This window comes from Aeromonas sp. LsrichE-8G (assembly GCF_022869435.1).
In the GTDB taxonomy this organism is placed as follows: domain Bacteria; phylum Pseudomonadota; class Gammaproteobacteria; order Enterobacterales; family Aeromonadaceae; genus Aeromonas; species Aeromonas caviae.
In genome coordinates this window covers 124,858-141,564 of sequence record NZ_JALIHH010000006.1, presented here as the reverse complement: position 1 = coordinate 141,564, position 16,707 = coordinate 124,858, and the positions used below count along the sequence as shown (strand labels likewise).

The window sequence follows — 16,707 nt, the reverse complement described above, 5'->3', positions numbered from 1 at the left end:
TCCCATGATGCCACGCTAGGGCTGTGAAGGGGGCGGGTTCAGCATGGCGCCGGCCAGCGCGGTCTGCCCGCGATCCTGCAAGGTATTGGCCGCACCCAGGCGATCCGCTGTCTCCTTGTTCTGACCCAGCTTGAACTTGCCGACCAGCCGCTCAACCTCGATCTCTATGCCCACCACAGCCTGCACCATGGTCTCGAGATAGTCTCTCGGTGCATCCGCCATCTTCCAGGGAATGGACTCTCCCGCCTCGTGGGTACGGGTCAGGGTCGCGAGCAAGCGACGCACGAAGCGGGCATCGTCCCTCACCCGGATACGGCCATGGGCGTGTACCACGGCATAGTTCCAGGTGGGCACCTGCTGGTGATGCACCTGCTTGCCCGGATACCAGCTGGGGGAGATATAACCCTCGGCGGCCCGGAAGATCACCAGCACCTCGTCGCCGTCTTTCACCTCCTGCCAGAGCGGGTTGTTGCGGGCCACATGGGCCCGCAGCACACCGTGGGCCCCCTGCTCCCCATCGAACTCGAACGGCAGATGGTTGGCATCCAGCCCCCCTTCACCACAGGTGATCAGGGCCCCCAGAGGGTGCGCCTGCATCAGCTGGTGCAGCGCCTCGGGGTCGGTAACGGCGAAATGGGGTGGCAGGTACATGGGAACTCCTTGATCCGGTTGACGCGTCCATACGCATTGCAGCGGGATCATGCCCTGCCCGGCGCGGGCCGTCACCCCGAATGTGCCCACTGAGCCAGTTCATTGCCGCAGGTGCCGCAATTCCACATCATCATCCACAAACGCGATATAACACCCTATGTTCACGATGCGAATATCACCTTCACAGCCCAAGTGAATGGAAAAACAACATCAATGACAAAGATAATTCCGCTTTACCCCCCTCCCCCCTTCGCCAGATAGCCGATACGGTAGATCTCGCCCCCGCCAGGCAAGGGCGATGAGAGGGACAGGAGAAAATCCGCCTCCAGCCATTCCCATCGGGTGAGATCCCAGCCGCTCACCATGGCCTCGCCGTGCAGGTCGGCAAGCTCGCCGTGGGAAGTGACCTTGGTGCGCCGCAGCCTGGCCATGCAAGCCCCGTCGAGGGAGGCCGGATCCGGCGACCGCAGCAGATGCCAGGTCTCGATGCGGGGCCAGCCGAAATGCCGGGTGAGCGCCGCGAATCCCTCGCTTGCCAGGAATCGGTGCATCGCCTCGGCGCTGTGCCACACATAGAAGGGGGCATAGCGGTTCTCCTGCCCCGGCAGGGCCCCATCGTCCTGACGGCTGTAGAGATAGGCCTTGAACAACAGACCGGGAAAGCCGTCCAGTCTGGCGCCATTGCTGGCGATCCGCTGCTCGATCAGCGCCATGTCGTAGTCTGCGGGCAGGGTGAATCGGTAGTGCATGGCGATCATGAGGCCACCTCCTGTCTGAACATCCGGCCCTGGCCGAAACTCCACGCCTCGGCATCGTTCTGCTGGATCACCACCATGAGGTTGTCGGGATGGATCCCAAGCTCGGCCTCAAGGCGCTCGGCGAGACGTGCATAAAGCCGCTCCCTGGTCGCGGTGCTGCGCACCTTGCCCGCCAGGATCTGGAAGAGGATGAAACCCTGGTCCCGGCGGCCGGTCTGGTAGTGGGGGTCATAGATGAGCGCACTGGCAGGCAAGATCTCGAGGATCTGGAATTTATCCTTCGGCGGCACCTCGAACACCTCCACCAGGGTCTGGTGGTAGAGGGCGCTGAGTTGTTGCAGGTGTGCGTCGCTCATCCCCTCGCACAGGGTGATGCGGGTCAGCGGCATGGGGTCACCTCCTCGCGGGCGGGCAGATAGCCCACGGCCGTCACTGCGGCGGGCAAACCGGCGTAGAAGGCAAGATGGGTGAACAGCTCTTCCAGCTCATCCCGGGACAGGCCGTTTTGCCGGGCGAATGCAATATGCCAGGGCAGTTGTTGCACCCGGCCCAGTGACGCCAGGATGGCCAGGGTGATCAGGCTGCGCTCGCGGGCCGAGAGGGTGGGGCGCTGCCAGATATCGCCAAACAGCGTCTCTTCCGCCAGTCGGGCGAGTCGGGGGGCAAGCTGCGCCAGGGTGGCGCGATCGGGAACATCGGGTGTCATGGCAATCTCCTTGGTAGATGAAGCCACTCTCCCTCACTGCTACAATTTAAAAAATCGAAATATTTAAGACCAATCATCCCGATTATAAGGATAGTCATGTCACCCCTTCCCCCCAGTCTGGATCTCGATGCCCTGCGCAGCTACGTGCTGGGGCTGGAGTGCGGCAGCTTTGCGCTGGCGGCGCAGCGGCTGTGCCGCTCCACCTCGGCGGTCAGTGCCCAGTTGAAAAAACTCGAACAGCAGTGCGGCACCGTTCTGGTCATGAAGCAGGGACGTCACCTGGTGCCGACGGCCAGCGGTGAGCGCCTGCTGGGCTACGCCAAGCGGCTGCTGGAGCTCAATGACGAAGCCGTGCTCGCCCTCAAAGGGGAATTGCTGCAAGGGGAGATCCGGCTCGGGGTGCAGGAGGACTTCGGTGAATCTTTGCTCCCCGCCGTGCTGGGACCCCTCTGTCGCCAGCACCCGGCCCTGCGCATGACGACCCGCATCGATCGCAACGGGGCCCTGGTGCAGGGGATCAGGGAGGGCACCCTCGACATGGCCCTCGCCTGGCAGCCACAGGGAGAGCGGGAGGATCTTCCCCTCATCGAGGTGGTGCAACTGGCCTGGATTGCCCACCCCGAGTGGGACCCCGCCCCTTTGCTCGCGCGCGGGGAGCCCCTGCCCCTGGTGCTCTTCGATGCCCCCTGCCTGATGCGGGCACGGGCCATCCGCGCCCTCGACGATGCCGGGATCCCCTGGCGGATCGCCTTCACCAGCCAGAGCCTGGGTGGGATCTGGGCCGCCGTACAGGCCGGGCTCGGGATCACGGTGCGTTCCGCCATCGGCATGCCGGCCAGTCTCGCCACCCTCGGCGGCGTGCTGCCCTCACCGGGCACCCTGGGGGTGGTGCTGCTCACTGCCTGCCATGAAACCGACGAGGCCAGGAGCCAGTTGCAACGACTGCTCACGGACGCCGTGCATCATGCCAGCGCCTGGTCAACGCGCCCCACGGCGCCGAGGCGTACCCATAAAAAAACGGCAACCCTGGGGTTGCCGTTCTGCCTTCTTGTTCCCATGGCGAGCCGCTTGGCTTAACCCGCCCGTTTGGCCAGCCAGGCCTCGGCGGCGGTGAGGGCTGCCTCTATCTGCTCGCGAGCGACGCCTCCCTTGGCAACCCGCTTGGCCAGAGTCGCTTCCAGCTCCAGGTTCGGGTAAACATCCTCCCCCACCACGGGGCTGAAGCGCTGGAACTCGGGGAGGGAGAGTTCTTCCAGGGGCTTTTTCACCTGGATCGCATAGACCACGGTCTCGCCGACGATATGGTGCGCCTCACGGAACGGAATCCCCTTGGCCACCAGATAGTCCGCCAGCTCGGTGGCGTTGGCGTAGCCGCCCTGGGCCGCTGCCATGGTGCGCTCGCCATTGACCTTCAGATCGATGAGCACCAGCGCCGCCATGTCGAGGCAGTCGTGCCAGGTATCGAGGGCGTCGAACAGCCCCTCTTTGTCTTCCTGCATGTCCTTGTTGTAGGCCAGCGGCAGCGCCTTGAGGCTCATCAGCATGCCCATCTGGGCACCGACCACCCGGCCGGTCTTGCCACGAATGAGCTCCAGCGCGTCCGGGTTCTTCTTCTGCGGCATCAGCGACGAGCCGGAAGTGACGGCGTCAGACAGCTCGACAAAGCCCGCCTCGCCGGTGTTGTAGAAGATGAGGTCTTCGGCAAAGCGCGACAGGTGGGTCATGGAGAGGGACGCCACGTGCATCAGCTCCACCACGTGATCCCGGTCGGAGACCGAATCCAGGCTGTTGCGGGTGGCGCCGCTAAAGCCCATGTCGAGCGCCAGCGCCTCCCGGTCGATGGCATAGGCGGTGCCCGCCAGGGCGCCGCAGCCAAGCGGGCTGGTGTCGAGGCGCTTGAGGGCATCCTGCAGACGGGAATGGTCCCGCTCCAGCATCTCCACATAGGCCAGGGCCCAGTGGGCGTAAGTGACCGGCTGGGCACGCTGCAGGTGGGTGTAACCCGGCAGTACCGCGGCCTGGTTGGCACGGGCGGAGGCCACCAGCCCCTGTTGCAGGGCGGTGATGGAACCGAGCAGCAGCTCGCCCTGTGCCTTGCACCAGAGTTTGAGGTCGGTGGCGACCTGATCGTTGCGCGAGCGACCGGTGTGCAGCTTCTTGCCAAGGGCGCCGACGGCGTCGATGAGCTGGCTCTCGACCCAGGAGTGGATGTCTTCGGCGTCCGAGTTCAGGATCTGCTGGGGATCCTGCTGCACGGAGGCGAGCAGCACTTCCATCGCCTGCTGCAACTTGACCTGCTCACCCTCGGTCAACACGCCCACCTTGACCAGCGCTTTGGCCCAGGCCATGGAGCCCTGAATATCCTGCTCCGCCAGCCGGTAATCGAACCGCAGCGAATCGTTGAACTGCTTGAACCGGCTATCGGCTCCCTGACTGAAGCGTCCACCCCAAAGTGCCATACTGCTCTCCTTGAATGCGTTGTCGGCGGCGCCTTGCGCCGTCGAACTTGAAATCTTGCCCTGTTTTTCTGCGAGCCTGTTATCTCACAGAAGCGCCCAGGGCGCAGCCGCTCTTGTCACACCCGATGAGGATGGCAAAGGGCCTCTCTGCCTGTAAAAGAGGGGGCCATGCCCCCTCGTATCAACGGGTGATAGCGCTTGCTTAGCCGTGGGTATGGTCGCCACCGATGGCTTGATGCTGCTCTTTCATGGCGCGGATCCGGCTCGCCAGGGTGTAGAGACGGATGAAGCCTTCGGCATGGCTCTGGTCGTACACTTCGTCGGCACCGAAGGTGGCGAAGTCTTCGGAGTAGAGGCTGTTCGGCGACTTCTTCTGCACCGCGGTGACCTGACCCTTGTACATCTTCAGCACCACTTCACCGTCGAGCTCCTCGGCGATGGCGTTGGCGGAGGCGACAATGGCCTTGCACAGCGGGGTGAACCAGCGACCGTCATACACCAGGTGGGAGAACTCGGCGCCGAGTTTTTCCCGCCAGGCGCGGGTCGGTCTGTCCAGTACCAGCTCTTCCACGGCGCGCAGTGCGGCAACCATCACGGTACCACCCGGGGTCTCGTAGCAGCCACGGGACTTCATGCCCACCATCCGGTTCTCGGTGATGTCGATCCGGCCCACGCCGTGCTTGCCGGCACGCTCGTTCAGGGTGGTCAGGATCTGGTGCGGGCTGAGCGGCTGATCGTCAACGGCCACCACTTCGCCCTTGGCCACGGTCAGCTTGACGTATTCCGGCTCGTTCGGGGCATCCTCTGCAGAGACTGTCCACTGCCAGACCGCTTCGGACGGCTCGTTCCAGGTGCTCTCCAGCTCGCCACCCTCGGTGGAGATGTGCCAGGCGTTGGCGTCGCGGCTGTAGATCTTCTTCAGGGTCGCCTTGCAGGGGATGTTGCGGGCTTCCAGATAGGCCAGCAGATCTTCCCGGGAGCGCATGTCCCACAACCGCCACGGGGCGATCACTTTCAGCTGGGGCGCCAGAGCAGCTACCGCCCCTTCGAACCGCACCTGGTCGTTGCCCTTGCCGGTGCAACCGTGGGAGATGGCATCAGCCCCTTCCGCCAGGGCAGCCTCGACCATCGCCTTGGCGATCACCGGACGGGCCATGGAGGTACCCAGCAGGTAGGTGCCTTCATAGACGGCGCCGGTCTTCAGGGTCGGGTAGACGTACTCTTTGACGAACTCTTCCCGCAGATCCTTGACGATGCACTTGACCGCGCCGGAGGCGATGGCCTTCTGCTCGATCCCTTCCAGATCGTCACGCTCCTGACCGACGTCGGCGACGAAGGCGATGATTTCAGCGTCATAGTGCTCCTTCAGCCAGGGAATGATGGCCGAGGTATCCAGTCCGCCCGAGTAAGCCAGTACGATCTTGTTGATTCCGCTCATTTACTTCTCTCCGTGATGATTCGATAAAAAGGGGTGATTCCGGGTCGGTTGCCGGATTACTTCTGGCCCTGTCCGAACAGGGTCAGCAGCACGGCGTTCTGAATATGCATCCGGTTTTCTGCCTCATCCATGATGAGGGAGGCTGGGCCGTCCATGACCTCCGAGGTGATCTCCAGCTCCCGGTGGGCCGGCTGGCAGTGCAGCACGTGCTGGATGCCGGTCCGATCGAGCAGGGCCTGGTTGATCTGATAAGGCATGAAGATATCTTTTACCTGCTCCATTGGTGTGTTGTCACCCATGGAAACCCAGGTATCGGTATAAACCACGTCAAAGCCTTCGATATCCGCGACATCATCGCTGATATGTATGGTCGCGCCAGATTGAGCTGCCAGCGCCTGGGCCTGCAGGAAGATCTGGGTATCCGGGCCATGACCTTTCGGGCAGACCAGGGTCACGTCGGTGCCGAGGGTCGCCCCCAGCAGCAGCAGGGAGTGGCTCACGTTGTTGCCATCGCCGAGATAGGCCAGCTTCACCTTGGACAGGTCGCTGTAGTGCTCGCTGATGGTCATGAAATCCGCCAGCCCCTGGCAGGGGTGGTAGAGGTTGCACAGGCTGTTGACCACAGGCACCGAGCCGAACTCGGCCAGCTCGACCAGGGTCTGGTGATCGAATACCCGGGCGACGATGGCGTCACACCAGCGGGACAGGTTGCTGGCGAAATCCTTCACCGACTCCCGCTTGCCGAGCGCCCCGTTCTGCTGATCCAGATAGACGCTGTGACCACCCAGTTTGGCGATGCCGATGTCGAAGGTGACCCGGGTACGCAGGGAGGGCTTCTCGAACAGGGTGACCACGCTCTTGCCCGCCAGGGCCTGGCTGTATTTCTTCGGATCGGCCTTGACCGCCTTGCCAAGCGCCAGCAGCGCCTCGATCTGGGCCTTGCTTAAATCACTGTCTTTCAGAAGATGTTGCATCGGATTGTCCTTTTCCCGGTGGAGATCAGAGGGTGACCTGGGTGCCGACAGCGCCGCCAGCCAGCAGCTTGAGCAGCTGATCCGGGTAGCGCCAGCTGGCGACACAGACCGGCTTGCCCAGGGTTTCGGCGGCGTGCAGGGCGGCTTTCACCTTGACCGCCATGCCGTCCGTGATAACCCCCTTCTCCATCAGGTCCAGCGCGCTCTGCTTGTCCAGTTGCGGCACCAGCTTGCCCTTGCCATCCAGAATGCCGCTCACATCCGACAGCATCACCAGATCGGCGCCCAGCGCCTCGGCAATGGCGGTGGCCGCCTGATCCGCATTGACGTTCATCATCTGTCCGTCGGCGGTAATGCCGATGGAGCTCACCACCGGCAGGAAGCCCTGCCCCAGGATGCCGGCCACCAGCGCCGGGTTGCCCGGCTTGCAGTCACCGACCGCACCGAGATCCGGATCGAGCTGGGTCACCTGGCACAGACCGCCGTCGGCGAGGCACAGACCCACAGCAGGAATGCCGGTGGAGATGGCCTTGGCCATCATCATCTTGTTGGCGGTCCCGGCCAGGGCACCGGCAATCACGGGGATCTGCTCGAACGGGGTCACCCGCAGGCCGTTCTTCTTGGTGGAGGTCATGCCCAGCCCCTTGAGCAGGTCGTCCACCAGGCAGCCACCACCGTGCACCAGCACCAGAGGACGGTGCTGATCATCCAGGAAGGTCTTCAGGGTGGCGAACAGGGCGGTCAGGGCCTCGTCGTTCTCGATCAGGGCACCACCCAACTTGATTACCAGCGTCTGCTTGTCCATCTTCTCGATCCTTTCTTAAAGCGTTAAATCAGGCCGGTGGCCGGTTCAAAACCAAACTTGATATTTATGCACTGCATGGCTTGCGAGGCGGCCCCCTTGAGCAGGTTGTCGATGGCAGAAACCACCACCAGCATGTTGCCCTGCTGCTGCCAGGCGATGTCGCAGTAGGGCGTGCTCGCCACGCCGCGGATGGAGGGCATCTGGCCGGTGAGGCGTACCAGCGGCTTGCCTTCGTAGGCCTTGAGGTAGGCCTGATCCACCTGGGTGTGCGTCACCCCTTCCGCCAGTTGCACATAGATGGTGGCCAGGATGCCCCGCACATAGTTGCCGAGGTGGGGCTGGAACAGCACCTCCTTGCCAAGGTGGTGGCTGATCTCCGGCTGGTGCCTGTGATTGAAGGTGCCGTAGGGATTGAGGCTCACTTCGCAGAAACTGGTGTTGATGGCGGCCTTGCGACCGGCCCCGGAGACGCCGGAAACCGCATTGATGATGGGCTGCCACCCCTGAGCAATCAGCCCGGCCTGTTGCAGCGGCTTGAGGGCGCACAGGGAGGCGGTCGGGTAGCATCCCGGCACAGCAATCAGCTGGGCGGCCTTGACGGCATCGGCATTCCACTCGGCCAGACCGTAAGCGGCCTGCTCCAGCCACTGCTCATTCTCGTGAGTGAAGCCGTAGAAGGAGGAGTAGAACTGCTGATCGTTGACCCGGAAGGCACCGGAGAGATCGAACACCGGCAACCCCTTGGCCAGGAACTTGGGCGCGAGTTCCGCACTCACCTCGTGAGCAGTGGCCAGCACCACCAGATCGGCCTGGGTCAGGATCCGGGTCATGCCGTCTTCGTCCAGGGGCAGCAGCGGCTGATCCAGCTTGCCCACCCATTGGGGATGCAGGGAAGAGAAGCGCTTGTGGGCGTCCTGGCTGCCGGCGGAAACATAGAGGCCGAATAGCTCGAGTTGTGGATGGTTCTGGACCAGAGCGGCCAGTTCGGCCCCCGCGTAGCCACTGGCACCGACGATAACGGTCTTAAGCATGTTTGAGTATTCCAAGTCTGGGTTCGAAATTCACAGCATGGTGCTGCGGTGCAAGGGGTCGGCTATCGCCCCTTTGATGCAACGAGTGCGGAGGGGCAATTCAGGCGGATATGCGTCGTCGGTTACAGATCAGGTGACAGAACATTAACTTTCCCTTACAACTAGAGGCCTTGTCGATGAGCACTCGAACAGAATATTCATGCACTCACTTTGCATTTGTATTTTCTAACAGAAACACTCCGGGGACGCAAGGAGGAGCTGATGGCCAAACTGGATTTTTTTTCACTTTATAAGAATATTATTGCGATTCCCTCTATCAGCAGCACGGATACTCGCTGGGATCAGAGCAATGAGGCGGTAATCCGGCTGCTGGCCGACTGGTTCGGCCAGCTTGGATTCCAGTGCGAGGTGACGGCCCTGCCGGATCTGCCGGGCAAGTTCAACCTGGTGGCAACCTATGGTCAGGGAGAAGGGGGGCTGCTGCTCGCAGGTCACACGGATACGGTTCCCTTCGATGAAGGAGCCTGGACAAAGGATCCCTTCAAGGTGACCGAAGAGGGCAACCGCCTGTACGGGCTCGGCACCATCGACATGAAGGGCTTCTTCGCCTTTATCGTGGAAGCGCTCAAGGAAGTCGACCTCAAGACCCTGAGCAAGCCGCTGCGCATCCTGGCCACCGCCGATGAAGAGACCACCATGGCCGGGGCCCGCGCCATCGCCGCCGCAGCCGAACTCAAACCCGACTACGCGGTGATCGGCGAACCCACCGGGCTGGTGCCCGTGGTGGCCCACAAGGGCCACATGTCGGAAGCCATTCGCATCACAGGCCGAAGCGGCCACAGTTCGGATCCCGCCAACGGCGTCAATGCCATGGAGATCATGCACAAGGCCATGGGTCAGGTGCTCAGGCTCCAGCAGGATTTGAAGGAGAAGTACGCGGATCACCGCTTCGCCGTGCCCCAGCCCACCCTGAACCTCGGCTACATCCAGGGGGGCGACAGCCCGAACCGCATCTGCGGCTGCTGCGAGCTGCACATCGACATGCGCCCCACCCCGCAGGTGGGCCCCGACGAGCTGATGGGCATGTTGAAAGAGGCGCTCTCCCCCATCGAGATCCACCAGCCCGGCTGCCTGCACCTGCAGCACCTGCACGAACCCATTCCGGCCTATGCCTGCCAGGATGACTCCGAGCTGGTGCGGGAGGCGGAAAAGGCGAGCGGCCGGGCCGCCGAGTCCGTGAACTATTGCACCGAAGCCCCCTTTATCCAGCAGCTGGGTTGCGAGACCATAGTGATGGGCCCAGGCCATATCACCCAGGCCCACCAGCCCGATGAATACCTGGATCTGTCGTTCGTCAAACCGACCACGGCGGTGCTGCAGCACCTGATCCGGCGCTTCTGCGTCTAGCCAAACAGGGATGTAAGTAAGTTACATGACAGGCGCCTTGGGACAGGTGAGGGAAATACATGTTCTGAATCGGCTTGTTATTTGACCTTGCGCAGACAATCTGGGTAGATTGTCCCCCTAAGATGACGGAGCATATGTTGTAATCGCACAACAATAAGTGAGGTCGCCTCCCGCCTGGAAGGTCAGGAGGCACCAACAAAATAAGGATGTGGAATGAACGAAAAGTACGCCGCACTACGGGCCAACGTAGGCATGTTGGGCCAACTGCTGGGGAAATCCATCAAGGATCATCAGGGGCAGGCCTTCCTCGACAAGATTGAGACCATTCGCCAACTGGCCAAGTCTTCCCGCAAGGGGAACGAGGCAGACAGAGAGCGCCTGCTCGACACCCTGCGTACCCTCTCCGATGACGAACTGCTGCCCGTGGCCCGTGCCTTCAGCCAGTTCCTCAACCTGGCGAACGTGGCGGAGCAGTTCCACACCATCTCCCGTCGCTGCGAAGAGCAGGTCTGCACCCCGGACCCGCTGGAGCAGATGTTCGACAAGCTGAAAGCCTCCAACCTGTCCCAGGAGGCCATCATCCAGGCCGTGCGCGAGCTGGACATCGATCTGGTGCTGACCGCTCACCCCACCGAGGTGACCCGTCGTACCCTGATCCACAAGCACGTGCAGCTCAACGACTGCCTCGAGGCCCTGGAACTGTCCGATCTGCTGCCCCGCGAGCGGGACAAGATCCAGAGTCGCATCGAGCAACTGGTCAACCAGGCCTGGCACACCAACGAGATCCGCGAACAGCGCCCGACCCCGGTGGACGAAGCCAAGTGGGGCTTCGCCGTGGTAGAAAACAGCCTGTGGCCGGCCATCCCCGAATTCATGCGCAATCTGGACGAGCGCCTGCAACACCATCTGGGTGTGCGGCTGCCGCTGGACGCCGCGCCGGTCAAGTTCACCTCCTGGATGGGCGGTGACCGCGACGGCAACCCCTTCGTCACCGCCAAGGTGACCGCCGAAGTGCTGGAGCTGGGCCGCTGGATGGCGGTGAGCCTGTTCTACAAGGACATCAAGGAGCTCACCTCCGAGCTCTCCATGGCCGATTGCACCGACGCCGTGCGTGCCAGGGTCGGCGACAATCCCGAGCCCTATCGCGCCCTGGTGCGTGAGCTGCGCGAGCAACTGCGCGAGACCCAGGAGTACCTGACCGCCAAGGTACAGGGCCAGGCGAGCGAGAGCCGGGATCTGGTCAAGAGCACCGCCCAGCTGCGCGAGCCCCTGGAGCTCTGCTACCACTCCCTGCATGCCTGCGGCATGGGCAATATCGCCGACGGCATGCTGCTGGACGTGCTGCGCAAGCTGGCCTGCTTCGGCATCCACCTGGTCAAGCTGGACATCCGTCAGGATGGCGAGCGTCACGGTCAGGTCTTCTCCGAGCTGACCCGCTACCTGGGTGTGGGCGACTACGCCGAGTGGAGCGAAGAAGACAAGCAGGCCTTCCTGCTGCGCGAGCTGAACTCCCGCCGCCCCCTCATCCCGAGCGACTGGGATCCCAGTGCCGAGACCCGCGAGACCATCGACACCTGTCGCGTCATCGCCCAGCACGACCCCGATGCGTTCGGCATCTACATCATCTCCATGGCCGGTGCCCCGTCCGATGTCTTGGCGGTCCAGCTGTTGCTGAAGGAAGCTGGCTGCAAGTTCCGCATGCCGGTTGCCCCGCTGTTCGAGACCCAGGAAGACCTGATGGCGGGCACCGCCGTGATGGAACGCCTGCTGTCGGTGGACTGGTATCGCGGTTACATCCAGGGCCGTCAGTACGTGATGATCGGCTACTCCGACTCAGCCAAGGATGCGGGCATGATGGCCGCTGGCTGGGCCCAGTACGCCGCCATGGAATCCCTGGTGGCGCTGGCTGAAGCCAACAACATCCGCCTCACCCTGTTCCATGGCCGTGGCGGTACCGTCGGCCGTGGCGGCGCCCCCGCCCATCAGGCGATCCTCTCCCAACCCCCGGGATCCCTGCGCGGCGGCCTGCGGGTCACCGAACAGGGAGAGATGATCCGCTTCAAGTTCGGCCTGCCGAAGGTGGCCATCCAGAGCCTGAACCTCTACACCAGCGCCGTGCTGGAGGGGAACCTGCTGCCGCCGCCCAAGCCGAAAGAGAGCTGGCGCGCCGTGATGGAGCAGCTGGCGTCTGTCTCCTGCGATCACTACCGCAGTATCGTGCGCGGTCACCCGGACTTCGTGCCTTACTTCCGTGCCGCCACCCCGGAGATGGAGCTCGGCAAGCTGCCGCTCGGTTCCCGCCCCGCCAAGCGCAAGCCCAACGGCGGTGTCGAGAGCCTGCGCGCCATCCCCTGGATCTTCGCCTGGACCCAGAACCGGCTGATGCTGCCGGCCTGGCTCGGCGCCCACAAGGGATTGCAACAGGCCATCGACGACGGCCAGAAGAGTGTGCTGGACGAGATGAGCCGCCAGTGGCCCTTCTTCCGCACCCGTCTCGAAATGCTGGAGATGGTGTTCCTCAAGGCCGACCTCTGGCTGGCGGAATACTATGACACCCGCCTGGTGCCGGAGAACCTGTGGGCACTCGGCACGCAGCTGCGTCAGGAGCTTGCCGACTCCATCGAGGTGGTGCTGAAACTGCGCCCGCAGGGCGACCTGCTGGACGATCAGCCCTGGATCAAGGAGTCCATCAAGCTGCGCAACCCCTACACCGACCCGCTCAACGTGCTGCAGGCCGAGCTGCTCAATCGCTCCCGCAACCACCCGGAGACCCTGCACCCCGAGCTGGATCAGGCGCTGATGGTCACCATCGCCGGCATCGCCGCCGGCATGCGCAACACCGGCTGATCCCGGACCGTTGCAAACAAGGGCGCCCCGGCGCCCTTTTTCGTCTCTGCCGGGCACGGGGATCCCTATATTGCCGCCAGCACAGCCCCCTCTAAGGGAAAAAAACATCCACAACAAACAGGGCGCCATGATGGCGCCCTGTTTTATTTCGCGATATAGCCTCTCATCAGGATACCTGGTTGCGACCACGACGTTTTGCCTCATAAAGTCGCTGGTCCACGCACTGAAGCCAGTCATCCATGCGCCTGTAACTCATCTGATAGGGGGTGAGCCCCACGCTGATGGTGACGGTGATCGCCTGATGCTGGTACAGGAAGGTGTGCTGCTCCACCTGGTGCCGGATGCGCTCCATGATGGTGTGGGCCTCCTCCAGGGTCGTGCCCCGCAGCAGCAGGATGAACTCCTCCCCGCCAAATCGCGCCACCAGATCCTTGCTGCGCACCGCCTGCATCAGGAGCCCCGCCAGCGACGCCAGCACGGCATCCCCGGCAAGGTGTCCATATACATCATTGATTTGCTTGAAGAAGTCGATGTCAATCAAGGCCAAGCAGCAGGCCTCCCCTTCGGCGGGATGGTGCTGGACGTGATCCAGCAACACGTTTGCCTGCTGGAAAAAGCTGCTGCGGTTGGGCAGCTTGGTCAAGAAGTCGTGCTCGGCGTTGAAGCGCAGCACCCGCTCCATGCGGCTGCGCTCATCCTCCAGGTTGCGGGCGTGGATAAGGGTGCCAAGGGCCGTGGTGAGGGGCTCGAGCAGGCTGACATGGGTCTCGTCAAAGCCACCCGGGCGGTTGGCCAGGGCGATCATGCCGATCGCCTCTCCCTTGTGGCGGATGGGAATGCCGAGGAAGCTCTCCAGGTGTGGATGACCACGGGGGGAGACACCGCGACTGGCTGGATGGCTCGGCAGATCGTTGCAGCACACCAGGGTATTGTGGGTCACCACGTGCCCAAACAGGTTGTCGAGCTTGCTGAAGATGAGCCCGCCCCGGCTCTGGCGCTGCTGCTCATACCAGGCATGGGTCGCCTCGTCCCAGGAGACATTGGAGATGGAGGGGACATAGAGACTGGGGCGGCCATCCTCGTACTGGATGATGCCGATGAAACCATAGGAGCTTTCGCTCACGCTCAGCAGCCGCTCGAAGACGGTGTCGCAGGCGGAGCCGAGATTGCGATCGAGCAGAAAACTCTGGTGAGCGGCCACCACGATGTCAAACAGCTGGCTCTGCTGCTCGACCCGCTGCTTGGCCATCACAGCCGAGGTAATGTCGTGCGCCAGCTTGACCACCCCCAGCAGGATGCCTGCCTCGTCGGTCACGGGCATGTAGGTGGCATGGAGCCAGAGGGGGTTGCCACCTTGCCTGACCCGGCGAAACTCCCCCGACTGGATCTCGCCACCCAATACCCTCTGCCAGAAGAGCTCATGCTCGGCCTGCAGATCCGGCGGCAAGAGCATGAGATGGGACTGGCCCACCAGCGCTTCGGGGGGATAACCCAGCATGTCGCAAAACAGGGGATTGACCGACACCATGCGACCATCGAGATCGAACTCGACCATGCCATAGGCCCGATCAAGGGCGGTCAGCCTGGCGAGGGTCTCATATCGATCCATCGCGTCGATATCGCGAGCGCAAAGTGCTGTGGTATTCATGGCTACGATTCCTTTCGATCGCCGGCGCATTGCATTGGAATGCGGGGACAAGTGCCCAAATCATAGGATCCGGCACCCGGTTACGCTAACACAGGCCCCGATTGGGTGTGAAGACTGGTTCTTGCCACATCCGGCTCCCGGGCGCAGACTGTCTGGCCTTGCCACGGTTCGAGGAGACCCCATGACACCCGCCATCAACTTGCTGAAAAAGCTCAAGATCCCCCACAGGCTCTACCCCTACGAGTGCGAAGCCCACGACGACTTCGGCAAGCATGCCGCTACCCAGCTGGGTCTGCCCCAGGCGCAGGTGTTCAAGACCCTGCTCGCCCATCACGACAAGCAGGCGGTGGTGGCCATCGTGCCCTCCTCGGGCATGTGCAGCCTCAAGCAGCTCGCCAAGGCCACCGGGCTCAAGAAGGTGGAGATGATGAAGCCGGCGGAAGCCGAAAAGCTGACCGGCTACAAGGTGGGCGGCATCAGTCCCCTGGCCCAGAAGAAGCTGCTGCCCACCGTGCTGGACGACTCCGCCATGGCCTTCGACGAGATCCTGGTGAGCGGTGGCAAGCGGGGGCTCTCGGTCGGCGTGGCCCCCGGGGACATGGTCCGGCTGATGAACTGGATTGCGGCCCCCATCGGCGATCATCACGACTGAACAAACAAAAGAGGCGCCATGACTGGCGCCTCTTGCGTCTGGATGTCGGATCTGGCGCCTGTGTGCGAAGGATACCCAAAGCCCCGGCACCGGAAACCGCCCCGTCCCGGCGGGTGATCTGCCGCCCTCAACACGCCGCAGAGCGGCAGGCGGCGGTCAGTTCGGAGAGTCGGCGACGCTGACGCCCGGCATGGTCGAAGTTGCCGTCCTCCAGCCAGCGCTCGAAGCACCCTTTCAGGGCGGGCCACTCGCTGTCGATGACGGAGAACCAGGCCGTATCCCGGTTGTGTCCCTTGTCCACCCGCGCCTGACGGAAGGTCCCCTCATAGTGAAAGCCGAGGCGCAGGGCCGCCTGGCGCGAAGGCAGGTTCAGGGCATTGCACTTCCACTCGTAGCGCCGGTATCCCAGAGCAAAGGCATTGGCCATCATCAACACCATGGCCGCCGTCGCCAGCCGTGACTGCTGCATGGCGGGGGAGAAGTGAAGCCAGCCCACCTCTATACTGCCCGCCAGGGGGTCGATGCGCAGGTAGCTCGCCAGTCCCAGCGCCTTGCCGCTCGCCTCGTCGATGATGCCGTAGAACTGGGGATCCCGCTTGGTGGCGACCTCCCGCAGCCAGACCCCCATGGCGGCCTCGTCCGCGAAAGGGCCGCTGGTCAGGTAAGTCCACATGGCCCCGCTGTCGGCACTGAATGCCCGCCACAGATCCCCCAGATGGCGCTCGGGATCAAGGGGCTCGAGACGACAGCCCCAGCCATGCAGTGCACGGTGGGGAGGGAACTCAGCGCCGCGCCATTCTGGCAGCGCACGCCCCAGAGGCTGCCCAAAGTCGTTGAAAAGGGCGGCGCCGGACAGGGAGGCGTCGCCCCCCTCATTGCAACGTTCAACAGGCACAGGCAATTCCCCCTTCCAGCAGCACTCCGGGCTCGCTGCCCGTGGCGACGGCGAAACCGTCCTGACGCCACCAGTGCAGACCCCCTATCAACTCCTTGACCTCAAACCCGAGGGACGCCAGCTTGTAGGCCCCCTGGGTCGAACCGTTGCAGCCGATGCCGTCGCAATAGCAGACATACACCAGGTTCCGGTCCAGTACCGCCGTGGTCGACGCCGTCATGGTCCTGTGGGGGAAGGAGATGGCGCCGGGGATGTGCCCCTCGGCATAGTGTGCGGGGGAGCGGGTATCGATGACCACGATCCCCGCCGCCCCGGCCAGCAGATCGGCGGCCAGATCCGCCGGATCGGTACGAAACTTCAGCTGGGCCTCGAAAAAGGCGCTGGCTTCGGCGGCCCCTGCCACCCCTGTGCTCAATACATGACTCATCCTGAACGC

Annotated in this window: 16 protein-coding genes; 4 read left to right on the top strand and 12 right to left on the bottom strand. The window is 63.2% G+C overall.

What is annotated here, in order from left to right; genetic code table 11:
- Positions 1–15: 15 nt before the first annotated feature.
- The 4 genes from MUW49_RS01870 to MUW49_RS01855 form a co-directional block, all read right to left on the bottom strand.
- Positions 16–651, bottom strand: a complete 636-nt coding sequence (locus MUW49_RS01870; protein WP_161470294.1) for an FMN-binding negative transcriptional regulator — start codon at positions 649–651, stop codon at positions 16–18.
- A 233-nt stretch (positions 652–884) separates the two neighbouring features.
- On the bottom strand, positions 885–1,409 hold the full coding sequence (locus tag MUW49_RS01865) for a DUF4865 family protein (RefSeq protein WP_244812354.1): 525 nt from the start codon (positions 1,407–1,409) through the stop codon (positions 885–887).
- Positions 1,406–1,798 carry a tautomerase family protein gene (locus MUW49_RS01860; RefSeq protein WP_128313078.1) on the bottom strand — a complete coding sequence of 131 codons (393 nt, stop codon included), beginning with the start codon at positions 1,796–1,798 and terminating at the stop codon, positions 1,406–1,408. Before MUW49_RS01860 ends, MUW49_RS01865 begins: the two co-directional genes overlap by 4 nt.
- Positions 1,789–2,115 carry a carboxymuconolactone decarboxylase family protein gene (locus MUW49_RS01855; protein ID WP_128313077.1) on the bottom strand — a complete coding sequence of 109 codons (327 nt, stop codon included), beginning with the start codon at positions 2,113–2,115 and terminating at the stop codon, positions 1,789–1,791. The genes MUW49_RS01860 and MUW49_RS01855 overlap by 10 nt, the downstream gene beginning before the upstream one ends.
- A 96-nt stretch (positions 2,116–2,211) precedes the next feature.
- Here MUW49_RS01855 and MUW49_RS01850 point away from each other — a divergent pair, with 96 nt between their 5' ends.
- Positions 2,212–3,192, top strand: a complete 981-nt coding sequence (locus tag MUW49_RS01850) for a LysR substrate-binding domain-containing protein (RefSeq protein ID WP_223954762.1) — start codon at positions 2,212–2,214, stop codon at positions 3,190–3,192.
- Here the strand turns inward: MUW49_RS01850 and argH are convergent.
- The 5 genes from argH to argC all read right to left on the bottom strand — a co-directional run bounded on the left by argH (position 3,189) and on the right by argC (position 8,822).
- On the bottom strand, positions 3,189–4,574 hold the full coding sequence (gene argH / locus MUW49_RS01845; protein WP_128313695.1) for an argininosuccinate lyase: 1,386 nt from the start codon (positions 4,572–4,574) through the stop codon (positions 3,189–3,191). The two genes, MUW49_RS01850 and argH, sit on opposite strands and share 4 nt — an antisense overlap.
- A 202-nt stretch (positions 4,575–4,776) precedes the next feature.
- Positions 4,777–6,012 (bottom strand): argininosuccinate synthase, encoded by a 1,236-nt coding sequence (locus tag MUW49_RS01840; protein WP_010675687.1) that lies wholly within the window; start codon positions 6,010–6,012, stop codon positions 4,777–4,779.
- A 56-nt stretch (positions 6,013–6,068) separates the two neighbouring features.
- Complete coding sequence (locus MUW49_RS01835; protein WP_010675688.1) at positions 6,069–6,986, bottom strand: ornithine carbamoyltransferase; 918 nt, start codon at positions 6,984–6,986, stop codon at positions 6,069–6,071.
- Between the two features lie 25 nt (positions 6,987–7,011).
- Positions 7,012–7,791, bottom strand: coding sequence for an acetylglutamate kinase (gene argB, locus MUW49_RS01830; RefSeq protein WP_010675689.1), 780 nt, complete (start codon positions 7,789–7,791; stop codon positions 7,012–7,014).
- Positions 7,792–7,814: 23 nt separating this feature from the next.
- Positions 7,815–8,822 (bottom strand): N-acetyl-gamma-glutamyl-phosphate reductase, encoded by a 1,008-nt coding sequence (argC, locus tag MUW49_RS01825; RefSeq protein ID WP_042864921.1) that lies wholly within the window; start codon positions 8,820–8,822, stop codon positions 7,815–7,817.
- 261 nt (positions 8,823–9,083) lie between these two features.
- Here argC and argE point away from each other — a divergent pair, with 261 nt between their 5' ends.
- Both argE and ppc read left to right on the top strand, forming a co-directional pair.
- A complete protein-coding gene (argE, locus tag MUW49_RS01820) occupies positions 9,084–10,229 on the top strand; it encodes an acetylornithine deacetylase (protein ID WP_039040568.1) in 1,146 nt (381 codons plus the stop codon).
- Between the two features lie 213 nt (positions 10,230–10,442).
- Positions 10,443–13,076, top strand: a complete 2,634-nt coding sequence (gene ppc / locus MUW49_RS01815; protein WP_043152777.1) for a phosphoenolpyruvate carboxylase — start codon at positions 10,443–10,445, stop codon at positions 13,074–13,076.
- A gap of 166 nt (positions 13,077–13,242) precedes the next feature.
- Here the strand turns inward: ppc and MUW49_RS01810 are convergent, their stop codons facing one another.
- Positions 13,243–14,724, bottom strand: a complete 1,482-nt coding sequence (locus MUW49_RS01810; RefSeq protein ID WP_069651918.1) for a sensor domain-containing diguanylate cyclase — start codon at positions 14,722–14,724, stop codon at positions 13,243–13,245.
- Positions 14,725–14,905: 181 nt separating this feature from the next.
- Here MUW49_RS01810 and ybaK point away from each other — a divergent pair, with 181 nt between their 5' ends.
- Complete coding sequence (ybaK, locus tag MUW49_RS01805) at positions 14,906–15,376, top strand: Cys-tRNA(Pro) deacylase (RefSeq protein WP_043152781.1); 471 nt, start codon at positions 14,906–14,908, stop codon at positions 15,374–15,376.
- Between the two features lie 127 nt (positions 15,377–15,503).
- On the opposite strand, the gene MUW49_RS01800 is transcribed toward ybaK, so the two are convergent.
- Positions 15,504–16,271, bottom strand: coding sequence for a GNAT family protein (locus tag MUW49_RS01800; protein WP_244812353.1), 768 nt, complete (start codon positions 16,269–16,271; stop codon positions 15,504–15,506).
- The gene (locus MUW49_RS01795; protein ID WP_042878345.1) at positions 16,261–16,698 is read right to left on the bottom strand and encodes a rhodanese-like domain-containing protein; all 438 of its coding nucleotides are present in this window, start codon (positions 16,696–16,698) and stop codon (positions 16,261–16,263) included. The genes MUW49_RS01800 and MUW49_RS01795 overlap by 11 nt, the downstream gene beginning before the upstream one ends.
- Positions 16,699–16,707 lie beyond the last annotated feature (9 nt).